Raw genomic sequence first — 26,216 nt, 5'->3', positions numbered from 1 at the left:
CTGAATCAAGCTCCAAGTGAATCCCCTACCTTGTTGTGATCTTTGTCTTTTAATATACATTGCGCGGCACTCTTGGCGCTAGCCAGCGATGCGCCCAGCAGCATGCCCTCTGCGCCCACCCAGTCTCCTGCAACGAACAGTCCTTTCCGTCCTTTGACGACAGGGCCCGGTCTTCCGGAGTATCCTCCACTTGCCGCGGCAACAACAGCATGCGATACGAGCAAGTGCGGCAAAAAACGACGCTGAATGACATGTAAGCGCCAGCCAGGCTGGATCAGGTCGAGAAACTGTTCCAGTTCCTGTTCGTCTTGCTTGGCGTTCGAATCAGCTCCCGGTCGCAAATATTTCATAACATGCACGACCATTTGTTTCGGGTTATCACTAAATTTAGCGATGGCCGAATGATTAGAGAAATACCAGGGATAATCGGCACCCATAGCGAAGGTTGTTTTAGGCTTTGGCATTTCAGCCATAACCAAATCCAGGCAAGCCGCCCGAATGGGAACAAGCCGCTCGAACATCGCTGCTTCCTCCGGCTGCAGGGCAGGATCAAGGAGTGCCAACGATTCTTTCGGTCCTAAGGTAGACAAGACATAGTGAGTCTTCAATATTGTTCCATCTTTCAGGGAGACTATCATTTCCGGTTCGCTTCCCGCGATGGTCCGTGCCGAACAACCGCATTGGATCGTCACTCCCGCAGCCAGAGCTTGTTCCTTTAATGCGTCCACAAGGGTACGCCAGCCTCCGTCTACGTACAGCACTTGCCCGTTTTGCAGCTGTGCGATCGCCGCTCCGGCGCTGAGTAAATCCGGGGCACTACAATACGTGGATGTGCGCACGAGCGCAAGTACGGCATTGCGAACGCGCGGACTCGGGAGGCGGGTTTCCAAATATTTCTGCAGATTGATGTTCTGGAGGATGGAAGTGTCCTCCTTCTGCATCTGGGCGTAGAATCGTATCAACTGGGTTTTCTCGGACCATTTAAGGAACGAGCCCAACAGAAATTGAAACAAAGGCAAGGCGACGTCTCCGCCTTTCGTTTTTTTGTAAACTAGCAAACTGTTCGGCTTCGGCGTCGCGCCCGTCGGTGTAACGCCAACTTCCTGTAAAATCCCGCACGCACTCTTATAGAGCGCATGCGGGCCAAGATTAATCCAAGCATCCGCTATATTCTTCGATGCGGCTCTGCCGCCGGGCTCTTCCGCTCTCTCTAGCAGTAGCACTTTACGTCCAGCCCTTGCCAAATAAACGGAAGCTGTCAATCCTGCAATTCCAGCTCCAATGATGACGACGTCCCATTTCATTTCGCTGATGTTCGACATCTTCTGCACCTTCCTTTTCCGGTTGGATGTTAATAAGACGATTTAGGAATCGGAAACGTGACAGAGCATACTACTTCGTAGCAAAAGTATGAACCCCATGTAAAAGCAAAACCAGTCGTATCTTTGAATTCATCACCAGTAAAAGCTACGAGCGCAAGAATGAACAACGCGGAGACAAGCACAAACACAATCATACAAATATAAGAGGAGATTTTTTGCGCACGCGGGGAAATCGTAATACCCCAGCTGATAAGGAAAGCCCAGATACCATTGCTAAAATGGAATACCGCCGACAATACACCAATAACATAAACAACGAAAAACGCAGGATTAGTGGCAATTTGATGCATCGTCGAACCAAGTTCATCATGCGTAATATTGCCCATATAAACTTGAAAACGAGTATTGTATAAATGCCAGAAAACGAAGATAAACGTCAGAACGCCAGTAATACGTTGCAGAGTGAACGCCCAGTTGCGGCTGTACGTGTATTGACCCGAGTTTATATTGGACTGATAGGCCATGTACAAGCCATACATGCCGTGAAACAAAATCGGAAGATATATCCCAAAAATCTCAAGCACCGGCAACAGCGGCAGGCTATTGATGAATTGCACGCCGTTTGCGAACCCTTCTGGTCCGCGCTCAAACGCTTGATAGTTGGTCAATACGTGCACAATAATAAAGCCCCCGAGCGGAATCACCCCAAGCAGCGAGTGCAGTTTACGCCAGTAATACGAGTTTCTTTTCATTTTATATTTCTCCTTTCTAGATGAATTACTTCCGGCTCGCATAAGTATTTCATTAAAACATTGGAAAAAAAGTTTTATGGTTTGCTCATAAGACGAATTACCTGTTTGTTTTGTGACAAACGACAGGTCGACTGCCGCAAGGAATACTTTCTCAATTCCAGTCAAGTGACATAAACCGCTTTAACTAAAATAAAAGAAGCAGCGGCAGTCTTGGACGAGAAAAAGTCCGAGACTGCCGCTGCTATATTGAACTTGCGTTATCCTTAAGATTCCTGTAGATGGATTATTTGTTTTGATGAATCCAACTGCCGACAAATCCAGGGACTTTACCGGATGGACTGCCATGCTGTACAGGCGCGACCAGCTTAGCTGTTGAACCTGGCTCTAAACTCGTTTAATGCCTCACCTTGCGACGGATGAACCCCGCGTATAAATGCGAGATACAGCGTGACATGATCGATCAGATATACCAGCGAGCACATCCGCGCCAATCGGCTCTCACCCACGGAAGTGATGACGCGCACAGCACCCGCCCGGGAGGCCAGTACCTCCCGGGTCGCCCGCAGCCTTCTTCCCATAGGCTCTGTATCCTCCCGGTCATGGATCAGGGTAAAATGGAACTGCCTCAGCATCGCGCTGTCCGCATCCCAACCATTAGCTTCATCGTGATGAAGCCCCGACATCGCGTTGCTGAAAGCCATCACCTTGCTGACCTCAGCCAATTGGTTCTTGAAGCGCACCGTAGAAGCATCCGTAAACGGCAGCGTGCCATATACCACAGGAATCAGCCCATCCATTTCAGTAGCAATCTGTTTGGCTTCATTGTCGGCCAGTACGGCCTGCGGCGCATAGGCCGGCGTCAATTGCTCGATCAAACGGATCGTTTCGGCAATCCCCTGATCGGGATCGGAGATCAGCCCCAGCCGATGCAGAATAACGAGCATCGGAACAAGAACATGGCTGGTCGAGATCATTCGCGGCTGTCTGCCCGCGGGCAGCTGGAACAGCAAATGTCCATTCTGCTCAGCAAGCTCCCTCGCCTTCCCGCCTGCAGTCAGTACAATAATCATCGCCCCGGTTGTGATCGCGTGTCGGTAGGCGCTGACAACCTCCTCCGAACCGCCGGAATAGTTGACGATGAAGACAATCGAATCGTCATCGACATAAGCAGGCATTGAATACGCTTGCGAAAGAATAATCGGAACCCTGATTTCATCGAACAGCAGCGACTTCAACTGAACGAGACTCGCTACCGGCCCTCCGCCGACACTGCACATCACGATTTCATCTACCTTGCCGGACAGCGCCTTGACTTCCAGTGCCTTGGCCTGGGTATACCCGTCTGCTATCCAGCTGGAATAATGGGCTGTTGCCTCGAACAATTGGGTTTTATCGAGCTGAAGCAGCGTATCGGATTGATCCAAATTGATTTTCATACCACGATCTCCTTTGGCGTTTCTTCAATCTTCACAACGATGGCGGCAAACTCCTGCAGCTCCGGCAGTTGAATCACTATCTTTCCGTTGGACATGGCATAGGCGGCTTCAACCTGCTCCGTTAAGCTTGTCAGCTGGCTGCAATGCCCTATATCATGTAGCGTGATCTCCAGCCTATAGACTGGAAGCGGCTCGGAATACGTCATCCCATTAAAGCCGGACAGGTTTAGCACGTGCAGGATATAGGTTTGATCATCAAGCTTATTGAAGAACACCTCCACATTGGACGGAGCGTTGGTCGTCAGCCTCCAGCGCTGGTCCAGCATATCGTCCAATATATCGAGTACAATGTGCTTATGATCGGCAAAGCCATACCTGTAGTACAGCTCCCCGGCCTGCCATGGCAGGTAAACGGCTCTGCGCAAGCTGTTCTTGCCTCCGCTGACCGGATTATCCGTACGGATCGAGGCTCCAAAGCTTTTGTCAGAAATCAGATGTCCCGATGCACGCTCCGGCGGGCCGAAGGTTGAGGGGATGACAAAAGGCAGCTGCGACAGCGTATGCTGCCCGAATTCCAGCTCCTGAAATGTCCCCTTCAGAAAGATCCAGTCCCGCTCCGGAAAGCTTTTAAACAGTCCTTTATCGGCAGTTTTCAAATATGCGGCGTCTCGTTCGTACACCTGTACCTGCCCGGGCTTTAGATCGAATACACGCTGCATAAAAGATAGATTGGCCGCCCCCTCGGTAAAGGAACATCCCGTACTGATGAGCTGCACTCCTTCCTGATAAAGCGTCTCCAGCAGCTGCAGTCCCTCCTCGGAAAATTCGGCAATGTCGGGGATGATCACAGCCTTGTAGCCCTGCAGACTGTCTCGTTGATTCAGCAAATTATTTTGATGAATCACATCAAACACGATATGCTGCTCCTTGAGCATCTTGAACAGGCCTGAGTATTCCTTCATGCTTTTGGGTGCTGGTCCGCCCGGCTTGATCAGCGCAACATCCGCAGCGGACAGAAAGCTGCCATAATAAGCCTCATGGTCCTTATGGTATTTGAAAATTTCGGCAACGATCGGCAGATTCTCACGGTCCGGGTAATCCTCGAACACCCCGATAATGCAAAAGTCCAGACCCGAGCCGCTGGCGAGGCATTCCCTTAAACGGATGCTCATCTCATGCTTGGAAACCGCTGTGAATCTATGTACCAGATCAATCGCATTGATACAGCAGTTGCTGATCAACTTATCCTCCCACGAATCCTCCAGCGATTTTACATTTTCAGATGCTGAATACAGCCATAACGGGTGCGGACGCCTGTTATCCGTATTCGATTCCTTGCGAACAATATCGACCTTATGCTCGTTATAGGTCGATATTGCAATTTCTTTGCCGGTGCTTGTTACCAACTCATGAATCCGCTCCAACATTTCCTTCGTTGTCACATCCTGGAACACTTTGTACCTGCGGAACACGAGATCATCCAGGCTTTGCGTTTCGGGAAGTTCCAGGCCGCTCCACTCGCGGAAGCGGGTTCTGCAGCTGTCGCAGAAGCAGATGCCGTAATCATAACCGCTGTAATCGCGGGTCTGATAGCCGAACATATTGAAGAAGATACCGTCCACTTCATATTGGGAAATAACCTCGTTGATCAACTGAAGTGAGTATTCACGCTGGTAGTATCCGTTGATGCACGTATGGACGATGCCGTGGTAGTTGACTTCCTTGCCTGCCTTGGTACGGTAAAACCACTCCGGCCGTTTATTGAACAGGCTTTCGTGCGCTTTGCTGAAATCAAACCGGGCAATGAACCTCATGTCGGCCGCATGCGCCTTGTCAATCGCTTCCTTGAGCAAATCCTTCTGCTGATTGGCGGCTCTGTAATGATATTCCAGCCGGGTCGGGTAAAAGGCGACAATACCGCCTGCATTCATCATCAGTACATTGGTTGATAGCTTCTTCAGGTCGCTGATCAGCAGATCCACATCAAGATTCGCATCGGTTTCACGAAGATTATTCTGGATAAGCCGCAGCTGATTGCCGGACCACCATGATGCCATGGGCATAGCCTCCTTAGTAGCCTTTTCCGAATTGACGGATATTGATCATCTCGTCCGTCCTGCCTGCAAGGAACAAGTCGAGATTATGCATGAACCCCTGGCTGAACCGGTCGTGGAATTGATCCCCGCCGCCTGCGCAGTGCGGAGTGATGATGACGTTGTCCAGCTCCCAGAACGGACTTTCGGCCGGCAGCTTGCCGAGCTTGAATTCTTCAACGAACACATCCAGTCCGGCTCCGGCAATCTTGTTGTTTTTCAAATAATCGAATAAAATTTCTTCGTTGATCAGCGCCCCACGCGATATATTAATAATAAATGCACTCGGCTTCATCAGCCTGAACTGCTCCTCATCCAACAGACTAAGCGATGCGTCAGTCAACGGGAGCGTCAGTATAATAAAGTCGCTTTGCACAATCACCTCATTCAGCTGCTCTTGCTTGTACATCCGGTCGAATTCAGGTAGTGGATTGCCGGTCGTATTGACGCCGATTACCTTCATACCGAAGGCGCGGGCGCGAATCGCCGTTTCCGTTCCGACATCCCCGGCTCCGATAATACCGGCCGTTTTCCCGGACAGATTCATAAAGGGGCCAATACGTCCCCAGGTATGCTCGAGCTGGTTTTTGACGCCTTTGACGCTGTTTCTAGCCAGCATCAGCATCTTGGCCATAATATCCTCGGCAATCGGCAGTCCCATCGAACCACGGGCATTGATTACGATAACACCGCGCTCCTTTAAATAATCCATCGGCAGACGCTCGATACCGATATGGGCTACCTGCACCCACTTCACCCTGTCGCATTTCTCCAGAAAGTCCTGCTGCAGCGTTCGGTGATTGGCAATGATGATATCCGCGTCCGTATAGGCATCGGAATCGATTAGCTCCTGTTCTCCTTTAAACAGTGTGACTTCGATTCCTTTACTGTTCATTTCGGTAACCTGTCCAGAGTCGAACGGGTAGGTGGATACTAATTTCATAGGGCTTCCTCCTTAAAATTGGCTAAGCTTACCAGTTCAGTTTAAAGCGTTTGCAATGAGATACCTATACAAAAGATTTAAGATGATACCACTTTATTTGTGCGGCCTTCCTATTGGCTCAGCTTGAACTCCTGAGGTGTAACGCCATAATATTTCTTGAACACCCGGATAAAATAATGTGGTGTCTGATAGCCCAATTGGCTTGCGATGTTGTAAATTTTCTCATGCTTGTTACGCAGCAGCTCGACGGCCTTCTCCATCTTGACCTTCATCACGTAATCGCTGATCCCGATACCGGTCTCGACCTTGTACATTTTGGACAAATACGCCGGATGCAGGGCGACATGATCGGCAATCGCCTGCAGCGAGGCGTCACCATCCATATGCTGCTCAATATAGGCCTGAATCCGTTCAACAACGGTCAATTTTGGGTCCTTCTGCTGCTTTTGCAGGTCATTTTGAAGCAGCGCGAACACATCGAATACCCACTCGCGTAACTGCGCAAGCGAATGAAAAGGACGAAAGGTGCGGTTCTGCTGCAGCTTCTTCCCGTAATGACCTATCATGTTTTGCAGCTGCCGCCCGTTCTTATGTGAGATGTGCATAAAAGTGCCGGCGATGAAGAAAAAGGCCTCGCTCAAATACTCCGGTGATTCCCTCCACTTCGCATCCAGCTCCTTAAAAACCAACTCCAGCCGCTCCTCCGCCATATCCCAGCGTCCTATTTCCAATACATGCAGCAGCATTGGCGGCTCATACAGGGAATGCAGCGAGCCTATACGGATCGTCTCGGCATCATCAGTAACAACAGCAAAAAACTGCTGCTCACTACCGATATGCTTACGGATTCCCGTGATGGCGCAATGATATAGGGGGACAATCTGCTCGGACAGACGCACCCAGCGGTTAACTAAAAGGACCGATATTTTACGCTTCAGATAGGTTCTCGTTTTCTTCTGCAGCTCCCCGATATCCGCTGCCAGCTGCAGCCGGTACTGCTCATTCGTCTGCTCATGAAGTGGTTTTTCCAGCTGCTCATGATTGAGGCTGACCAGAAAAACCAGATGTCCATTGATGTCCTTGCAGTGCCAGAGATGGAAGGTTTCACGAAACACCTCCTCAGCCATATTCGTAATCGCATATTCCAAAAGGGAGAGCTTAACTTCATCCTCCACAGCGCTCTCCTCATCCATCCGGATGACCATCATACACACATAATCCTCGCAATCAAAAGGCAGCTCCAGCGCTCTCATCTTCTTGCATAACACGGGACGCGCGATTTCCCTGCCCTGCAGCAGGTCCATTAATAATTGGGAACGCAGAAAAGGAATGTTCTCACGCAAGGTATACATCGCATTGTGGTATACCTCCTTCACATTCCACTCCTCCCGCAGCTCGCTGCAGATTTGCTCGATGAGAGCTGTCAATTCCCCGGTATCAACCGGCTTCATCAAATAACCTGCCGTCTTAAATTGAATAGCCTGCTTGGCATATTCAAAGTCACTATATCCGGACATCAGTACACAGCGGATTTTCTCAGATATAGACCTTACGCTTTGGATAAGCTCCAGACCGTTCATATCGGGCATGCGAATATCGGTAATCAGGATATCAATGGATTGGGCTCGGATCGTTTCCAGCGCTTCCTTAGCCGAATAAGCCTTATAGACCGCTTTGACTCCGTAATCACACCAAGGAATCGTCTGAGCCATACTATCGACCTGGGCCGGATGATCGTCAACAATCAGCAACTGCATTAGCAACCCTCCGCTGCGAGTATGTTCTTAACAAGGAAACGAATCAGCTTATCCGTACTTTCATCGTAAGCGCAACCTTCCAGCCACCCAGCAGTGAAGCGGAAATGTGCAGGCCGGAGCCTCCCCCGAATTGATGCCTCAGCCGCTGATGCACGTTCCACATGCCATGTCCAAGCTCTTCATCCAGCCCTCTTCCAAACCTTTCATTCATCTGTGCAATTTCTTCCAGACTGCTGCCGATTCCGCTATCTTCGATGATCAGAGTGTGCTCTGTTTCGGTAGTATAACCGGAAATTCGGATCGTTCCGATACCCGACTTGCATTCAATTCCGTGAACGATGGCATTCTCTACAATAGGCTGGACAAGCAGCCTCGGAATAATACTCGCCTTCATCTCCTCCGGAACATCCAGCACATACTCCAATCTGCGGGTTTGCAGCTTGTGAATTTCCAAATAATTTACAATTAAAATCAATTCATTCTCCAGTGTAACCTCCTGATGCTCAATATGGGTTGCATAACGGTAATATTTACTCAAATGCTGTGTCATGGCAATGATTGCCTGCTTGTTTTCCAACTGGGCCATACTCTGGATAAAAGCGAGGCTGTTATATAAAAAATGCGGATTAATCTGTGATTGCAGCTGCTTCAGCGTCGCGTCACGCACCCTGATTTTCTCCCGAAGCACCTTTTCTACCAAATCCTGAATTTGCTCGGCCATGCTGTTGAAATGATTGAATAAAATCGTGAATTCGCGGCTCGCCTTCAGCGTTATCCGTGTCGAGAAGTTTCCCCGCTTCAGATTGTTTACGCTTCCAATCAATCGGGTTATCGGAACCTGAACATTTTTAAATAACAGGTAGGAAGCCATAATACTCGTCAGCAGCAGCATAGAGATCGTGGTGTAGAACAAATTGCGGCTCGTCGTAATCGGAGCCAGCACGCTCTCCAGAGGAACCACGTCAACCAGATACCAGTCCAGGGAGCTGGATTTAGCATAACTCAGCATATATTTGATTCCATTCATCTCCACAGTCCTGCTACCCGACCGCTGCAGCTTATCGCCTTTGAGTAGAGCAGCCAGTTCCGAGACAGTTTGCCGGTTTGCCGTGGAATTCATGATCGGATCATAGCCCTCATGAAAGAAAAACGGCTCCCCGACGCTGCCAGCTTTGAATTGGTCCAGCATCAGCTCGATATTCCGGGCTGCGAAAGCCACCTCAATGATGACATTCACCTGACTGAGGTCGCCAAACAGCAGCGACGGATCGGTCGAATATCGGTAAAAATAGTTTGGCTGCTCGCTGCCACCCGTATGGGGACGATAAACCCAGTCGGGTGACATGTTTTTCTGGAAATAGCTTAAATCATAATTTTCCAGGGCGTTCGTCGAAACCAGCTGCTTCAAAGCCGGTGAGTAGATCGATAGCTTATTCGTCCAGCTGTAGGAGGCGCTTTGCAGATTGATTTTTTCCAGCAGCGTTTGGCGAATCTGAATCGAATCGAACAACTCGTAGGACAAATGAATCGACTGGAACTTGACGGCCTCCGGTTCTCTACCCAATGTAAAAGCTACCTTGGCCAGCTGATCTGCGTTCGTATCCATCTGATTCAAAAAAAAGGAAAGACGGTTCACATTCGATTTCTCAATTTCCGATTTCACGACATTCGTGCTCACCTGATTCGAATAAGCGAACAACAGCAGCAGTGGAATCAGCAGCAAGCATACAATGATCATGATTTTGCTGAAAATACTCAAGTTTTTCACCATGACATGAAGCACCCCATCACCTATTATCCAATGATACCCATATTGTACAGAGCTGTCCCCGCAATGCACAACCCTTTTTTCACAGCAGGTCAGGATACAGGCACACAGGGATTTAGAAACGGAATGAGGTGCCAGGCCAGGCATCAATGCACGCTATTTTATTCCTTGACGGACCCGAGAATAACTCCCTTAACAAAGTAGCGCTGCAGAAACGGATATACCAGTAGTATAGGCAGCGCGCCGATAAACACCTGAGACGCCTTCACGGTCCGTGGCGATATGTTTTTGATCTCATCCTCGGTAAGACCGAGTACCGAGAAATTCTCGGATACAATAATCGATCGCAAAAAGGTTGATATCGGATAATCGCTGGCATTTGACAAATAAATCATCCCGTCAAACCAGGCATTCCAATGGGTCACCATCGCAAATAAAGAGAGCGTCGCCACCGCCGGCATCGAGATCGGCAAATATATCGTGAACAGAATCCGCAAATGGCTGGCGCCGTCCATCAATGCCGCCTCCTCTAGCTCCTTGGGAATCGCACGGAAGAAGTTCAGCATCAGGATCAGATTCCAGATGCTCACGGCTCCGGGCAGCACCAGCGCCCAGATCGTATTCATCAGGCCGGTTCCCTTGACTACCAGATAAGTCGGAATCAAGCCTGCATGGAACAGCATCGTAAAGACGAACAGCCAAGCATAGAACGTACGCCCTTGAAACCGCGTTTCTTCCTTGGACAGCGGATAGGCCGCCAGCACAACCAGCAGCATGGACAGCGACGTGCCCAGTACGACCCGCTTGATGCCTATCCATAACGCATGGAGGAAGTTGCTGTTGCCAAGCGTCTCCGTATACGCTTCGAACGTAAAATGAACCGGCCAAAAGGTGACAATATTACCGGTCGCAGCAGCGCTGGAGCTTAACGAAATCGCCAATACATGAATCAACGGAAGAACGCAAAGCGCGCTCAGGATGAACAAGCAGGCGTAGTTGCAATAAGAAAACACTTTATACGGCATCGATCGATACATGGCAGCTCACCCGCTTCAGAATATTCGATAGTTGGCAAATTTGTAGGCCAACCGGTATGAAACGACAACAAGTATAAAACCGATCAGCGATTTGAACAAACCGACAGCCGAGGCAAAGCTGAATTGTCCACCGACAAGCCCGACACGATAGACGAAGGTGTCAATAATATCGCCTTTGTTATATACCAACGGATTATAGAGATTAAATATTTGATCAAATCCGCCGTCGAGAATTTTGCCGAGCGCCAATGTCGTGACAACGGCGACAATCGGCAGCACGGAAGGCACGGTAATATGAATCGTTTGCTCCCAGCGGTTGGCTCCATCCACTTCAGCGGCCTCGTACAAGGCAGGGTTGATTCCACTTAATGCGGCCAAATACACGATCGCCGAGAACCCAAAATCCTTCCATACATCGCTGACGATAACCGTAACCCGGAACCAATCCCCGTCTCCCAGAAAGAAAATCGGCTGAAATCCAAGCAGCTGCACCACATGGTTCACAATCCCGTCCTTTACCGACAGTACATCAATCAATATCCCTCCAAGAATAACCCATGATAAAAAATGCGGTAGATATACGAGTGTTTGCACCACCCGCTTGAAATACGTCTTTCGGACCTCATTCAGCAGGAGAGCAAATATAAAGGGAATCAAGATATTGGTACTGATCTTCAGCGTCGAAATCACGATTGTATTGATAATGACCTGTACGCTGTCGGGATAGGTGAATAAATATTTGAAATGATCCAGCCCCACCCATTCGGAATTTATGATGCCCAACCAAGGCTTGTATTCTTTAAAAGCTATGACGATGCCGAGCATCGGGATATATTGATATATAATGACCACGATTAGTGCAGGCAGCAGCAGCAGGTGAAAGCTCCAGGTTCTTTTGAAATAGGAGATGAATTTGGAGTTTTTTCTGGCGGCAGCAGTCTGTGTATCCGTGATCGGACGGATCAGCTCGCTCATATGCCTGCCCTCCTATTTTTTTAGCGATTTGTACCACTCGTTGACTTCTTTGGTAATCTCATCGCCTCCGCTTGCTTTCCAGTCCGATACAAATTTATCGAAGGCTTCGACCGGCAGCTTGCCATATATAATTTGGGTAAAGGTTTCCTTTTCCATTTTTTCGAGAAGCTCCAGCTTGGTCCGCATCGTTTTGGTTGGTGCGCCTTTAAATTCATTCGCCAGATCGAATTTGTTCTGCTCTACCCTGATTTTCCCTGCTAATTGATGCACAGGCACGCGGTCCTTGATGCTGTCCTCGATAGGATTGGCAGGTGTCGCCTTCGGGTCGTTGGCAAATTTGAGGATACCCTCATCATATGAATAGGGCCGATTTAAATTCGTTCCGCCGATTAGCGAAGCATAGGCTTTGGCTTCAATCGGTGTTTTGCCATCGGGCAGCGGCCATTTGTCCTTAGGAATACCTGCCTGCTCGAACTGCTGGTAAACCGGCTTGCCATCCTTCATCACATAATCATAGCCTTCGTGATTACCGAGATAGAACTCCGAATCCTTGACGAAAAACTGGTATTCGAACATCTTCTGGTAATAAGCAAACCACGCATCGACATGCTTGAAGTCCTTATTGAATAGAATTCCGCGCTTCACCATCGGCGTCTCGACTCTTCCTATATTGCCCGTTGGACCTGCAGGAAGATAAAGCGGCTTGAATTCTGCCTGCGGATTGTTTTTCGTCGTATCCAGCAGCGGATTCGGATACATATGATACTCACCGGCAACCAAGCCGGCAGAGCCGTTGACGAAGCTTTCCGTTGCTTTGTTCTTGTCTTTAATGCCCGCTTCCGGATCGATATAGCCCTTGGCCATCCAGTCACGAATCTTTGAAAGCGCTTGCTTAACAGACGGCTGAATAGAGCCATACATCAAATTACCGTCCTTATCCTTGATCCATTGAAAGGGCATGTTGTTACCATAAGCGCCGAATACCCAATCGACTGTTGCTCTCGTTCCATTGACCCGATCCAGCATGGAAAGCGCGAGACCGAATGTATCCTTCTTGCCGTTTCCATCCGGGTCCTGATTCGTAAAGGCGTCAAACACTTTGTCCATATCATCGATCGTTTTGGGATCAGGCAGATTTAATTTTTTCAACCAATCCTGCCGTACCCAAAATATGGTGCCGCCGGTCAGGCTCTCGTACATCGGGATTCCGTACGTCTTGCCACTGCTTTTAAACATATTAAATCCATCTGGATATTTGGCATACAAATCCTTGATATTTTGCGGAGCATATTTGGCAATTGCCTCATCTACAGCCATCACCTTGCCGGACTGGATTAATTCGCTGATCAGCGTCGGATCGCTCACTTGAAAAACATCAGGCAGCGGATCGCTTCCGGCCAGCAGCAGACGCAGCTTGGTATTGAAATCCTTATCATTATTCACGACAAATGTATGTTTGACTTGAATCCCCATTTTATCCGCCATCCAGCGGGTGTGCACATTATCCTCAATCGTTTCGCCCGGTTTAAACTTCACATTCGGATCCAGCACACGCGCTGTTGAAATTGTAATTGCAGGATCATATTTTCCATTGACTACCTTGGCAGCTGCTCCTGTCGTTTCGCTTTTACCATCCGTACAACCTGCGACCGCCAACGCCATGCTTAATACCGTACCCGTGAGCACATAATTTTTATGTGACATGAACATGTTATTCTTCCCCCTACTGTACAAATATTTGGCTTACTTTTATTGTAAATCTGAGGGTCGGGTGAATATATACAAAAATTTTAAGGTGATACCACAATTGCTTAAATTCGAGCAAATCCAAGGAAACTAAACATGCCCCAGTAGTGGACTGAAGCATGTTAATGAGACTTTTAAGCATGAAAAAGCCCCCGATACACGGGAGCTCTCTGGGATTCGCTTATGTTGCTGCTTACTTCTTAACTGCTTCCTTGCCTGACCTTCTCAAAGAAATGCTCACCACCGACCTGGCCTCCTTTAAGCACCAGCTCCAATCCGTCAAACTGTGGATCATGGGAATAAGCTATACATAATGGAGCTCCCGGATCAAGCACTGCCTTGCATTCCAATGCATAGATACCAAGCTCACGAGTAATATAACCGGAGGTATCCCCACCTGCAATCAGGATTCGGGAAAGCCCAAGCTCGGCAGCCAGCCTGCGGGTTAGTACACCAAGTGCACTTCCTAATATACGGCCACTGTCCTCAGCTTTTAACCCCTGCTTCATAAGCGCTTCACGGATCATAGCGATACTGTCATCAGTCGGACCTGCAGCGGTATACAAGATTACGCTTTTCCTATCTGTTATCGCCTTATGAGCTTCATGTTCCAGCTTTGCAAGTGCTGCTGCTGCCCGATCTGGCTGGATCAGATCATGAACCGGAACCTGTATGCCGACAAAGCCCGCTTCCATAGCCAAACGGATCTGTTTCTCAGTTACAGGTGAACAGCTGCCTGATACGACCAGCAGCTGTTCAACTTTTCCAGCAGCTTCATGTTTTCCAATCGATGCAGCAATGAGCCCATCTGCCTGCCAGCAGGCGCCAAGTGCGTATTCGACACCTGAGGAACCGATTACGAATAATCCGTCATCTGCTTTGGCCGCTTCAGCCCAGATTAATCGGCCTGCTGTCTCCAGCCTTGACTCATCCAGCACATCAAAGAGAACAAGATCCGGCTGTTCATCGTGAACCAGGTTATGCAGCCTTTGTTCCACCTTTTCATAGATTCCGTCCAAGGCCATTAGGTCAAACAGCGAGGTTTTTAGCAGGGTCTGCTTTGATAAATGCTTCCTTAGATCAGCCTCTGCCATCGGTGTCACAGGATGCTGTGACATCGTAGGATGACGGTCCAGTCTGTGTACGGTATCTCCAGCTGCCGCAAAATGATTGCCAAATATCGTGTACCTGTGCAAATAAGGAACACCCGCGAGTAGAGGTATATAACGACTGCGGAACACATCCTTACCTATTTCTGCTGCCTTACCGATACTTCCTGTATCGGGTGATGAATCGAAGGTGGAACAGATTTTATAGTGAGTGACAGCAGCTCCCGCGCTTTTAAGCGTCTCCAGCAGCGGACGCAGCTCGCGGTCCATCGCTTCAGGCGATAGCGATCTCCCTACACCGGCTACTCCAAAGCATTGTACGTTCCGAAACTGTTCACTCAGCATAGTTTCTGTAGGGGGTTCCAGGAACAATACCGTTCTGAGACCCGTCTGAAACAAAGACTCAAGAACATCTGTTGATCCTGTAAAATCGTCTCCATAGTAGCAGAGCAAACGCTTGACCTGTGAGCGAGATAGGATTGGTTCCACATCCATTGTTGATTGTATATTCAAGCACTCAGACTGAGCTTGACCCACTTTACGTTCATTAGGATTTGTCTGCATCTCAGGTCAACCTTTCCCATACTTATCAATTGCATGCTGCAGGGCTGGATGCTGCTGAGCATACAATTCAAGTGGAATCCCCTGTACAGCCGCCTCCCAGCCCAGCTTCATACTTTCAAAACCGGCTGCTGGACCGTCGGGGTGGGCCAGCATTCCCCCACCAGCCAGATGCATCACATCAACTGAACCCACAGCACTGTAGGTTACAGGAGCCGTTCCCGCCCATTGCATGGATGAGACTACTGGCATCGTTGTGTACCCGCCAAGAATTGGGGTTGTACAAGCATGAATGGAACGAGTAACCGATTCGTTGCTTTCATAAAACTTACTGTTTAAACCATTAACATGCAGGTGATCCGCACCGGCAAGTCGGCACAGCTTTTGGTAGGCCGTGAATTCAATACCCAATAACGGGCAGCGCGTCAGCATCCCCCACTGGTTACGGTGACCATGTATGGGAACCTCGCTATAGCTGTTCAGGGCAGCAAGACCAGAGAGCCCTACACTAAGTATACTGACCATCACACAGTTGCCTCCTGCCTTCACGACAAGATCATGATTGCGACGCAGCTCATCATAATCACCCGTAATATTGAAGGCATACATCAGCTTCTTTCCCGTGACATCCGCTGCACGCTCCACTGCTTCCATGACTGCCTTTACCTTATGCTCTATGGGAGCGAAAGGGGGATTGGCATTTAATTCATCATCCTTGATAAAATCCATTCCCGCTTCTGCCATCTTGCCGACCAAGATGGACAGCTGTTCGGTGGTTAAACCTATGCTCGGTTTTACAATCGTCCCAAGAATAGGTCGGTCATAGACACCTGTCAGCCTTCGTGTTCCTGCAATACCGAATTTAGGACCTGGATAACGTGACGTGAATGCCTCCGGCAGCTCAAGATCCATCAGTCGAAGACCCGACAGCTCTTGAAGCTCATATAAATTCCCTGCTACAGCGGACAGCAGGTTCGGAATGGATGGGCCAAAGTTATGGAGCGGAAACGATACGGTAATGATGCCGCGGCGAAATCGCCCGTCATGCTGAACAGGAATTTTCGCTCCAGGTAAAGAAGGCATATCCACCTCCTCCAACGCTTCGATCCGCTCTACCGTCGCTCCATATCGCGCCTTCAACTCATCTGTCTCTCCTGGTACCGCTGTAAAGGTGCCAGTGGATTGCTCTCCCGCAATAGTCGCCGCAGCGCGCTCCAACGAATAAGGGGTTTCTACCAAATATGTGGCTATCACTCGTTCTTGATTCAATGGTGCACCTCCAATACTCAAATCTCTATGCAGTAGGTTCGGCTGCTTCAGCTGCTGCCAGTATAGCTTTTACTGCTTCAACACCCATTCGCGGCGAAGACAAAACGGGCTTACCGGTCACTTCGGCAAGTGTCCTCTCCATTCTAGCCATTGAGCCCTGTGCCAGCACAAGAACGTCCGCTTCAGCCGCGATCCGCTTGGCCGTTTCCAGCAAAATCCTGTCATGCTCCTCGGGACGTCCATCAACCAGCGCATCGAATGCACCGTCGGCTAGTCCATTAACCAATGTAACCTGTTTACCTGCCAGGTCCGCTTGCTTGCGAATCAACCGCATTGTCGGCTCCAAGGTCGACGGCAGTGTGGCCAATACCCCAATACGCTCGTAACTGAGAGCTGCTTTGGCCGCCATCGACTCATCAATCTTCACAATTGGCACACCAATCAAACGTCGAGCATCATCGGCTACTTCACCTACAGAGGAGCAAGTATTCAGAATAACATCCGCTCCCATCTCTTCCCCATGATGAAAATATTGCACCAATCTTCGCGCTACGCCTGTTGGTACATGGCCTGCCTTCACCACATCACCGATCAGACTGTCGTCGATGATATTAACTAGCCGAACGTCCGGCAGAAGCTCTTTAAATACCGCCTTCAGCGGATCGGCCAGCCCTTGACCGGTATATACAGCTACTACGGTTTTCATCTCGATATGCCTCCAGAACAGGTTATTTTTTTACATTAAGGGTTACCACACAAATTCGTTATCCAGCCGACGGTAGTCACCCTCGCGCATAGGCGCTTCATTATATACCTTACGCCCGCTGTACAATGGCTTCTTCGTTCCTTGCGGTGTAATACCGACGACATCATCGCCGCGCCACTGCGTCTCGAACGTTTGTCCGACTGCATTTTCGAGCGTACGGCGATAACTGAGCGGGAACGTTACCGTGATGGTCTCTCCAGCCGCAGCGGGTCCGAGAACCAGGAAATGCTTGTTCACCCATCTGCTCTCCTCATTGCCTTTACCTTCCGTTTCAACACCATCAAGGCTGCGGGTAAACCGAATTTTCGTAAAACCGGCCCATTCCGGAATCCGAATCAATAGCCGTGGGATATCCATATGAACATCAATGACGACTTTACCCTCATGCGGCAGGTAACTGCTGACATCGAGCCATTTGGAACCCCGGTTCAACAGGAAATTGATGCTGACCGTCCCATTCTTCTCCGTCACGCTGTTGCTCCAGCCCATGAATAGCCCCCGTGTACCCGATCCGAGGCAGCATATTTGCAAATCACTTGTATGTCCCCGGCCCTCATTCACATCACAGACAAAATCATTGGGTGCCGAATATCCGGCGAAAGCTCCTCTGGTACGTTTACCTACTTGGAAATAAGTGGTATGAGCATGAATATCGTTGGATTGATCATCAGAATCCTCTACCCAATCCAGATCCAATAACTGCGATTCCGCCAAATGGTTGCGCAGGAATCTCTCGACCACACCCCAATACTCCACATAACCGCTCTTCGCCAGCGTAATTCCGGTAGCGATCAAATCGACCAATGAGCACGTTTCGTGCTCGTAGGCTTGCTCATGCAAATCTCCTGGCGTCCAGCCAAAGGCTGTGGATTTGGTCAGCGCCCAATCGTAGCACTTTTTCACCCAGCTGATCATTGCCGCATCTCCGGTAAAAGCGCCAAACCGCGCTATCGCATCCAAAGTACCGATACGTGTGTGAAAATGACCGCTGCGATAGGCGAGTGAATCGTTAAAGCTGCCATCCTGATTGAAGACACCGCTCCGCTCGATAATAAGAGCTGTAAAAAATTGACACAAATCAAATGCATCCTGATTGCCCGTCAGCTCGTGATATTTTAAGAGCGGCATCACCAGCCGTCCGCAAAAGGCAGCAGGATCCGGCGCCAGCCGCAGCTGGATACCGTTGGCAGAAGGCCAACCGGTTTCTTTATACTCTGAGGCGGGGTAGTACCAGACATCACGCTCCTTGATCGCAATCCGCTTTAATGCAGCTACGTGTCGATCCGCCGCTTCCTTAACCGCCACATCGCCTGTTTCCATAAACCAGGTCGTCAACGATAAAATAACTGCGCGTTGATCGATCAGATTGGCGTTCGGCTCCCAATTTCGGGTCGGATTGATTTGGCGATAGCTCATCCCGTCTTCCTTGAAGAAAGATAGGAGATTGGCCCGATAACGCGCCTCCACCTCTGCACCGAAGGTTTCACCTGACATATGGCGAGCAAGGATCAGTCCGTCAATCATTCTGCCATGTGAGGAACCGTAATCCCAATCTCCATGCGACATTTTTGACGGTTTATTCATCAAATCCGCTCCGAAAAAGGGAATGTAATTATGATCGCTATCGGCCATGCCTACCATCGCATTAATGGCAGCTCGCGCACGTTCCTCCAGCATAAGCGTATCCGGGATCCATCGTTTATGATCATCCCTGTTTAGATTATCGTTTTTAAAAGTGTCCACAGTTGTTCTCTCCCTGTCTTTAATTAATTTCGGCTAAAATTCGGTAGTCGCCAATCGTCATCCCGGTTTTTTTCTTGAAAATTTGACTGAAATAGCGATAATCCTCGTAGCCAACCATTTGTGCGATCTCGTAATTTTTATATTTCGATAGCTTCATAAGCTCCTTGGATTTGTTAATCCGGATATCCATCAAATAATCAACAAAGTTGTGACCGGTCGTTTTTTTGAACAAACGGCTTAAGTAATCGGTATTCATGTAGTGACTAGTGGCTATCTGATGCAGTGAAAGCGGCTGGTCATAATGGGATTCAATTAATTTTTGCACCTCCCGAACCACCTTCTCCCCCTGCTTCTCACCCGAGCGTGAATAATAAGTCAGCACATGAGGAAGGATTTCATTGTCAAAAATCGACTTGACCGAAGCTGCATCATTGCGGTGCTGAATGATTTCCGTGTACATCAGTGGATTTTTGCCACATACCTCCTGCAGTCTTGTATCTGTGGCTCGCAGCTGTTTTTCAATAGAGTGGATAAGTAAAATAGCACTCCGCTGCATATGATCCACGGTCATCGTATCTTTACTAAATGCAGTAAACAGCTGTTCGAACTCCTGTCCGGCTGCTTCTTTATTGCCCAGATGGAGCGATAGTAAAAAAGCGTTTTCTTTTTCTTGCGGGTACAGGTCTGTTGAAGACACGGAATCATGCCCTGTAAAGAGAATGGTTCCAGCCGCGCTCAAGCTTTTGTTCTTTAAAGTAAGTTTGGCTTCCAAATAGGCTTCCCTCAGGTGCTGAAGATTTGTTCTTTTTTCACTAATACCAAAGCTGTAGCCATGGTGATCCGCCTGCTTCAATACCGTCTGAAGCGACAGATTGAGCTTCACGATTTCCTCTTGCTGTAAGCGCGCTCCTGTGATGATCATCACCAATTCCCTGGAACCATCAGGAGCCGTCGTTACGACATAGTTCCAGCGTCCTCCAAACAGGAACGGCCGGGTTCGATTCAACTGCTCCCGGAGTGGCTGCAAAAGCTTCGCTTGCTCCGAGCACTCCCGGTATATATCCGGCTGCCCTACAAGCACGAAGGATTCACCTGTTGTCCACTCTTTAGGAAGCTGTGAGTGCTCCTGATCATCAGGTCTTCCGCCTTCAGCATCCGCTTGAAACAATATTCGCTGCAGCCAATCCTCCCTATGATCCAGAGAAGATTGTCGCTTCTCGTTCTCACGTTTGGCTAATTCAGAAGTTGCTTTTTCCAGCAGCGCAGCGAGCTCTTCCTTCTTAACCGGTTTCAATAAATAATCGAAAGCTTTATGACGAATGGCCTCCTTCGTATATTCAAAGTCCGAATATCCGCTGACCACAACGGTCAGGAGCTCAGGCATATCGCGATTCAGCATAGCAATCAGCTCTTTACCATCCAAGCCTGGCATCCGCATATCCAAGAACAGAAGGTCCGGCTTCTGTTCAAGCGCGATCGTATACGCTTCCTGACCATCTCCCGCCTCTCCTACAAGTTCGAGTCCAAATTGATCCCATGGAATCGATTGAATCAGCCCTCTACGGATCCAACGTTCATCGTCGACAATCACGACTTTCCACATGGCTGGACCTCCTTTCTAAGTAAAAGTATTTTGAATCCGATTACCCTTTCATAGACCCCGCCGTTAATCCGTCGATAATATATCTTTGCAGCAGCAGGTATATGACCAATATGGGAGCTACAACAATAACCATAAAGGCGAACACAACACCCCAATTCGTACTGAACATCGTAACAAAATTAAATATTGAAAGCACCAAGGTCCACTTCGTACTGTCCGTCATTAAGTAAAAGGGTCCGAAGAAATCGTTCCATACCGAGACCATCACCACTATCGTAACCGTTACCAGCACAGTCATCAGCAGCGGCAGAATGATTTGGGCATACAGTCGGAAATAGCCACAGCCCTCCAACAGCGCCGCTTCATCAAGCTCCCGCGGAATCGATTTCATAAATCCGACCAACAGAAATACCGAGAAGGGCAGTAATACAGCCGTGTAATACATAATCAAACTAAAATAAGTTCCTTTAATATGCAGATCCCCCATCAGCTTGATGGTCGGTATGATCGACACTGGCACAATTAAACCCATAATGAACATATAGAAGGAGCCGCGCAAAAACTTCGAGTCCCTCCGCTGAATAATAAACGCGGCCATGGAGGCAAATACATTGACACACACCACGGTAAGACCAGAAATCAACAAGCTGTTGGAAAATCCACGCATGATATGGCCTTGATTGAACACTTCCTTATAATTATCAAACTGCCAAACCGTAGGAAGCGATAGGGCGAACAAGGCGGATTCACGTATACCCTTAAACGAATTGACCAGAATCATCAGAAAAGGGATCAGAATGAGCAGCGCCAAAGCAATCGCCACCAATTCAAGCACAATCAGTCCCAGACGCCGCTTAGGCTTATAGCTTTTGACCATTTGCCTCTGTACAGCTTGTTCTGTGATCACATCTCCACCTCCCTTTTCTTCATTACAGCGAGCACAGGTATTCCTACAGCACTTACCAGCAGGAACAGCATAATGTTGATTGCCGTGGCATATCCGAACTCACCAGTACTGAACATCCCTCGTATATAAGTGAAGAACACTTCCGTCGTATAACCGGGCCCACCCTCGGTCAGCACCATGACCATTTCGAATACCTTCATCGAGCCGATCATCGAGAGCAGTACATTCACCGTAAAAGCAGGAGCCAGCAGCGGAAATACGATATTGCGGAAACGTCTCCAATAATTAGCACCGTCAATGGACGAGCTTTCAATCAGATCTTTCGGAATAAACTGCAGCCCTGCCAAGTAAACAACCATCGAGAATCCAGCAACACGCCAAAGATCGGTCACGATAATGGAAAACAAAGCGTAGCTTGGATCATTCAGCCAATCGTGCGAGAGGAACCCAAGCCCCGTGCTCTTCAACACCACGTTCACAATACCATGCTCAGGATGATAAATGGCACGAAAAATATAGCCGATAACAAGAGGCGCGATCACGTAAGGCAGGAAAAATATCATCCTCAGCAAGTTGCGCAGCTTCAGAGCCTCATTCAAAATCAAAGCCAGACCTAAACCGATAACGTTCTGCATCACCGTGACTACCGCAGCAAAAATCAACGTATTGGAGAAAGCCGTTGCCAATCTCGGCTCCTTCATCAGCTCTTTATAATTATCCAAGCCGATAAATTTGATGTTCGGCGCGTTGATGTTCCAATCGGTAAAGCTATAATAAAATCCGATTATAGTTGGTGTAATAAAAAATAACAGGAAAACAGCGAGCGCAGGAAATGAAAAATAGAGTGGATACTTATTTTTCCCCATGTCTTCACCTCCTCAAAATTTTTGAACTAATCTTTATATCACCTGCTTCAAAAAAGGGAGAGCGGAAGAGAAGGGGTGTGATGGAGGAGCGTAGCGTTCGCCTTTGAAATCGTGAATACACCACTTGAAATGATACAAATTCACGATTTCAACAGCGACCGGAGACATACCCCTTCTCTGAAGCAACCGACCTTTTTCCCCTCTTACTCAAATCCAGGAAGCCGCTTGGCTTTACCATCCTTCTTATAATTGGCATCAAATTCCTTGATAGCCGCATCGACACTGCCATTGATAAAGAAAGTTTGAAGCGTTTTTTGGAAATCAGCGAAGGTAGGCGTCAGACGGTTCTGAACATTCACCTTCGATTTGCCAGCAGCAATCAGATCGTTAACCGTTTGCTGAACCGGATACAGCTCGCTTTTGGCGCCTTTGAAAATAGGAATACCAGGTGCCGCTTGGTAATACAGGTTAACCATATCGGGTGAAATCATGAATTTAATCAGCTCGGCTGCTTCCTTGGCATTTTTGGCTTTGGTCGGAATCATCAGCTGGTTGGGAGGCGTGATTAACGCAGTACCTGCATCCTTAGCCGATGGGAATGGGAAGAACCCGATTTTATCCGTGACGAAAGGCTTGCCGAACTTCTTTTCCAGCTGCGGAATGATGCCATCCAGCATAAAAGCCATTCCTACCTTGCCGTCACCCATTCCATTTTGCAGCTCATCATAAGTTCCAGCCAGTACGTTGTCTTGATACAAACCCAAATCCTTCAGTTCCTTTTGCTTGGCGAACAAGTCTTTCAGCTCAGGTATATCAGCAAGATTCAGTTCGTTTTTCTCCAGCTTCTGGACACCTGCATCGCCAATAACAGGGTCTACGTTGGACACCCAACCGGTAAAGTAAAAGATTTGCGGCGGCCATCCGTCCTTCACACCCTCATAGAAAGGAGTAATTCCGGCGCCTTTGATTTTCTTCGCTATGTCGATCAAATCGGCGTAGTTTTTGGGTGCTTCAACCCCTACTTTTTTGAACACATCTTTATTGTAGTAAATGCCCATCATTCCCGTTGCACCGAAGGGAACGCCGTAAATCTTTTTGTCAGGAGTCGTTTGAAACTCTTTCATCGAAGGAATAATCCGATCCCATATATCAGCACTGCCTGACCACTCCTGCAGTGTTTCTTCCGCTCTCAATTTAACATTCTGCTTCGTACCCGGCTGCATCAGGAACAGATCGGGAAAATCACCTGTGGAAAATCGGGTTTTCATCATGTTATCGAATTCGCCGCCCGGCAGCGCTTGCAGCTCGACTTTGTTGCCGGTTTGCTTTTGGTAGGCTTCAAAAATTTTGTTGAAAGGCGCAGCATCGACCGTGTTCGCGATGACAAATGTCAGGGTAACGGGATCTTTTTTCTTCGCTGGCTCTGGCGCCGCAGGTGCCGCTCCTGTATCCGCTTTCTTAGTGTCGACCGCTGGGGCTGCTGTATTACTTGATCCACAACCGGCCAAAGCCGCTGCCGTCATACAGAACGCCAACAACGATACCACCGTTTTCTTCTTGTTCATTTATTTAGACCTCCTCAAGGAATCGCTTACAACTTGATTATATGCAAACGCTTTCCAAAGCCATATCCATGATTTCGACCATTAATGTTGAATATTCTTACTGTGGTTTGGTAAGTGAATTTTCCGCTGACAGCTTGAGTGTCACCGAGGTTCCATGTCCAGCTTGACTATCGATTTGGAACTCAAATTGGTCACCCAGCCTGATCGCATAACGAGCATACACATTTCTGAGCCCAATACCACCCTCGGATGCTGCGACCGGAAGATGCTCCATATAGAAGGGTTCGCCCAATCTGGCATAGATTTCTTGTAAACGCTCCCCACTCATCCCTACGCCATCGTCGCTAATCGTCAGCAGCATATGGTTATCCTCTTTGCGGGCAGTGATTCGGATCGTGCTTTTGCCAAGCTTTTGCTCCACTCCATAAAAGACGGCGTTTTCCACCAGAGGCTGAAGCGTCATTTTGAGAATAGCAAACGTATACAACTCCTCTTCAATGTCCAGCTCGTAGGCTAGCTTATCCTCGAACCGCGTCCGCTGAATGTTCATATAAGCATCAATCTGCTCCAGCTCATCACGGAGTGTCACAACCTCATCCTTGCTTTTGGTGTTATACCGAAACATATCGGCAAGTGATTGAGCCATGTCCCCAATATCCTCAACCTTGTAATAATCAGCCATCGCCTTGATACTATCCAGCGTATTGTACAGAAAATGCGGGTTGATCTGGGAGTACAGCATCGCCAGTTCCACCTGCTGCAGCTTGATCTGGTAAATGTATTTGGATTCAATCAACGTCTGCAGCTCATCCTGCATATCATTGAAATTCGTCGCAATCCGCCCGATTTCATCACTTCTTTTCACATGAACACGAACTGAAAAATCGCCTCTTTTGACCCGGTTCACGGTTTTGTATAAGTCCAGAATCGGATTGGTAATGCTTCTTCCAAACAATAAAGAAATACATAAGGTTACGACAAACGCAATCAGTGCGGTAACCAGAGTCGTCGTTTTGATTTGATCCAATGGCCCGAATATTTCTTTCTTTGGCGTAACCAGCACCACTTTCCAATTGGAATAATCGGAACGTGTGTAAGAAACAAGCCTTTCGTCTTGACCGCTTCCATACCAGAACTTGCCGCTTTCACCGTTAATAAGAGACAGCATACCTGGCTCTGAGGCTGTATCCGGACGCTCAGAGGAACTGTAAACCTGCTGATTATGCTCATTCAGAATGACGATGCGGCTGCTGGCGGACAGGTTATCGTTCTGGCCTATACTGCGAAATAATTCATCATTGTATTCCGCACGCACGATAATAAAATTGACCGGATTCGAGAAGTCTCGAATCAGCAGCGAAGAAGAATAAGCGGCTTCCCCTGTTTCTGCAGGCATGCTGGTGAGCGGACCGTTAAAGTGAACACGTCCGTCCTTGGCTACCGTTTGGCGAAACCAATCGGCATTTTGTACATCCTTGGCAGCGATCGCTTTGTACGCATCTGATGCATTAAGAAGCTCGCCGCTGCTGTAGTAAATTTGAAAGCGCTTAAAGTCACGAATCGGGGTAATGTTGAAGCTTTTCAAAAACAGGTCGCCGATTTTTTGTCGAAACAGAAATTGGGCCTGCTCGTCCATCGTCGCGTAAGCGTTGATTCCATCTATATATTCCTGATTGTAGTAGGGAGCGAGCAGCAGATTTCGTTTGTTTTGAAAATCGTTATCCATATTTTTCTCGATTTGCCTGACAATCTGAAAGCTTGCCGACTCCACACGCTCCAGCATCGACTGATAGGAGACGTAGAAGGAAACGGTTCCGACCAAAGTAATTCCGAGCAATATGACGACAAAGTAGCTTAAGTGCAGCGTCACCCGAATACTCGTAAATAAGGAACGAGCTGCTCCCAAGATTCCTTTTGATAGATGAAAGCGCATGGTGTCTCCTCCCAAATGGGGATATAGGTGCATGAAATTGGTGGCGCTGAACAGTCCTTATGCTG

At 48.5% G+C, this 26,216-nt stretch carries 19 protein-coding genes; all 19 read right to left on the bottom strand.

Annotated elements, in window-relative coordinates:
• Window positions 1-5: 5 nt before the first annotated feature.
• Complete coding sequence (locus BK127_RS32205) at window positions 6-1,331, bottom strand: phytoene desaturase family protein (protein WP_256711544.1); 1,326 nt, start codon at window positions 1,329-1,331, stop codon at window positions 6-8.
• A 20-nt stretch (window positions 1,332-1,351) separates the two neighbouring features.
• Window positions 1,352-2,074: a succinate dehydrogenase cytochrome b558 subunit gene (locus BK127_RS32200; RefSeq protein WP_083689764.1), complete on the bottom strand. Its 723-nt coding sequence runs from the start codon at window positions 2,072-2,074 to the stop codon at window positions 1,352-1,354.
• A gap of 365 nt (window positions 2,075-2,439) precedes the next feature.
• Window positions 2,440-3,510 (bottom strand): bifunctional phosphoglucose/phosphomannose isomerase, encoded by a 1,071-nt coding sequence (locus BK127_RS32195; protein WP_076236200.1) that lies wholly within the window; start codon window positions 3,508-3,510, stop codon window positions 2,440-2,442.
• Window positions 3,507-5,567 (bottom strand): family 10 glycosylhydrolase, encoded by a 2,061-nt coding sequence (locus tag BK127_RS32190; RefSeq protein WP_256711543.1) that lies wholly within the window; start codon window positions 5,565-5,567, stop codon window positions 3,507-3,509. Before BK127_RS32190 ends, BK127_RS32195 begins: the two co-directional genes overlap by 4 nt.
• Window positions 5,568-5,580: 13 nt before the next feature.
• Window positions 5,581-6,546: a D-2-hydroxyacid dehydrogenase gene (locus BK127_RS32185; RefSeq protein WP_076236198.1), complete on the bottom strand. Its 966-nt coding sequence runs from the start codon at window positions 6,544-6,546 to the stop codon at window positions 5,581-5,583.
• A 110-nt stretch (window positions 6,547-6,656) separates the two neighbouring features.
• Window positions 6,657-8,303 (bottom strand): response regulator, encoded by a 1,647-nt coding sequence (locus BK127_RS32180; RefSeq protein ID WP_076236197.1) that lies wholly within the window; start codon window positions 8,301-8,303, stop codon window positions 6,657-6,659.
• A gap of 43 nt (window positions 8,304-8,346) precedes the next feature.
• Entirely contained in the window at window positions 8,347-10,074 is a 1,728-nt protein-coding gene (locus BK127_RS32175; protein WP_076236196.1) for a sensor histidine kinase, read from the bottom strand.
• Window positions 10,075-10,232: 158 nt separating this feature from the next.
• Window positions 10,233-11,096: a carbohydrate ABC transporter permease gene (locus tag BK127_RS32170; RefSeq protein WP_372237392.1), complete on the bottom strand. Its 864-nt coding sequence runs from the start codon at window positions 11,094-11,096 to the stop codon at window positions 10,233-10,235.
• A 27-nt stretch (window positions 11,097-11,123) separates the two neighbouring features.
• Window positions 11,124-12,017 carry an ABC transporter permease gene (locus BK127_RS32165; protein ID WP_256711546.1) on the bottom strand — a complete coding sequence of 298 codons (894 nt, stop codon included), beginning with the start codon at window positions 12,015-12,017 and terminating at the stop codon, window positions 11,124-11,126.
• A 78-nt stretch (window positions 12,018-12,095) separates the two neighbouring features.
• Window positions 12,096-13,793, bottom strand: a complete 1,698-nt coding sequence (locus BK127_RS32160; protein ID WP_083689762.1) for an extracellular solute-binding protein — start codon at window positions 13,791-13,793, stop codon at window positions 12,096-12,098.
• A gap of 236 nt (window positions 13,794-14,029) precedes the next feature.
• Window positions 14,030-15,433, bottom strand: coding sequence for a four-carbon acid sugar kinase family protein (locus BK127_RS32155; RefSeq protein WP_076236241.1), 1,404 nt, complete (start codon window positions 15,431-15,433; stop codon window positions 14,030-14,032).
• A 75-nt stretch (window positions 15,434-15,508) separates the two neighbouring features.
• Window positions 15,509-16,768, bottom strand: coding sequence for a ribulose-bisphosphate carboxylase large subunit family protein (locus BK127_RS32150; RefSeq protein WP_076236193.1), 1,260 nt, complete (start codon window positions 16,766-16,768; stop codon window positions 15,509-15,511).
• Window positions 16,769-16,793: 25 nt separating this feature from the next.
• Complete coding sequence (locus BK127_RS32145; protein WP_076236192.1) at window positions 16,794-17,474, bottom strand: aspartate/glutamate racemase family protein; 681 nt, start codon at window positions 17,472-17,474, stop codon at window positions 16,794-16,796.
• A gap of 42 nt (window positions 17,475-17,516) precedes the next feature.
• Window positions 17,517-19,277, bottom strand: coding sequence for a glycoside hydrolase family 127 protein (locus tag BK127_RS32140; RefSeq protein ID WP_256711542.1), 1,761 nt, complete (start codon window positions 19,275-19,277; stop codon window positions 17,517-17,519).
• A 19-nt stretch (window positions 19,278-19,296) separates the two neighbouring features.
• Window positions 19,297-20,880, bottom strand: a complete 1,584-nt coding sequence (locus BK127_RS32135) for a response regulator (protein ID WP_076236191.1) — start codon at window positions 20,878-20,880, stop codon at window positions 19,297-19,299.
• 40 nt (window positions 20,881-20,920) lie between these two features.
• Entirely contained in the window at window positions 20,921-21,787 is an 867-nt protein-coding gene (locus BK127_RS32130; protein ID WP_083689761.1) for a carbohydrate ABC transporter permease, read from the bottom strand.
• Entirely contained in the window at window positions 21,784-22,653 is an 870-nt protein-coding gene (locus BK127_RS32125; RefSeq protein ID WP_076236190.1) for a carbohydrate ABC transporter permease, read from the bottom strand. The genes BK127_RS32130 and BK127_RS32125 overlap by 4 nt, the downstream gene beginning before the upstream one ends.
• A 203-nt stretch (window positions 22,654-22,856) precedes the next feature.
• Window positions 22,857-24,218: an ABC transporter substrate-binding protein gene (locus BK127_RS32120; protein WP_076236189.1), complete on the bottom strand. Its 1,362-nt coding sequence runs from the start codon at window positions 24,216-24,218 to the stop codon at window positions 22,857-22,859.
• Window positions 24,219-24,315: 97 nt separating this feature from the next.
• Complete coding sequence (locus BK127_RS32115; RefSeq protein WP_076236188.1) at window positions 24,316-26,151, bottom strand: cache domain-containing sensor histidine kinase; 1,836 nt, start codon at window positions 26,149-26,151, stop codon at window positions 24,316-24,318.
• Window positions 26,152-26,216 lie beyond the last annotated feature (65 nt).

This window comes from Paenibacillus sp. FSL H7-0331 (genome assembly GCF_001956045.1).
Note: the sequence above shows the minus strand (reverse complement) of the source record. Positions and strands in the feature narration are given on the sequence as shown.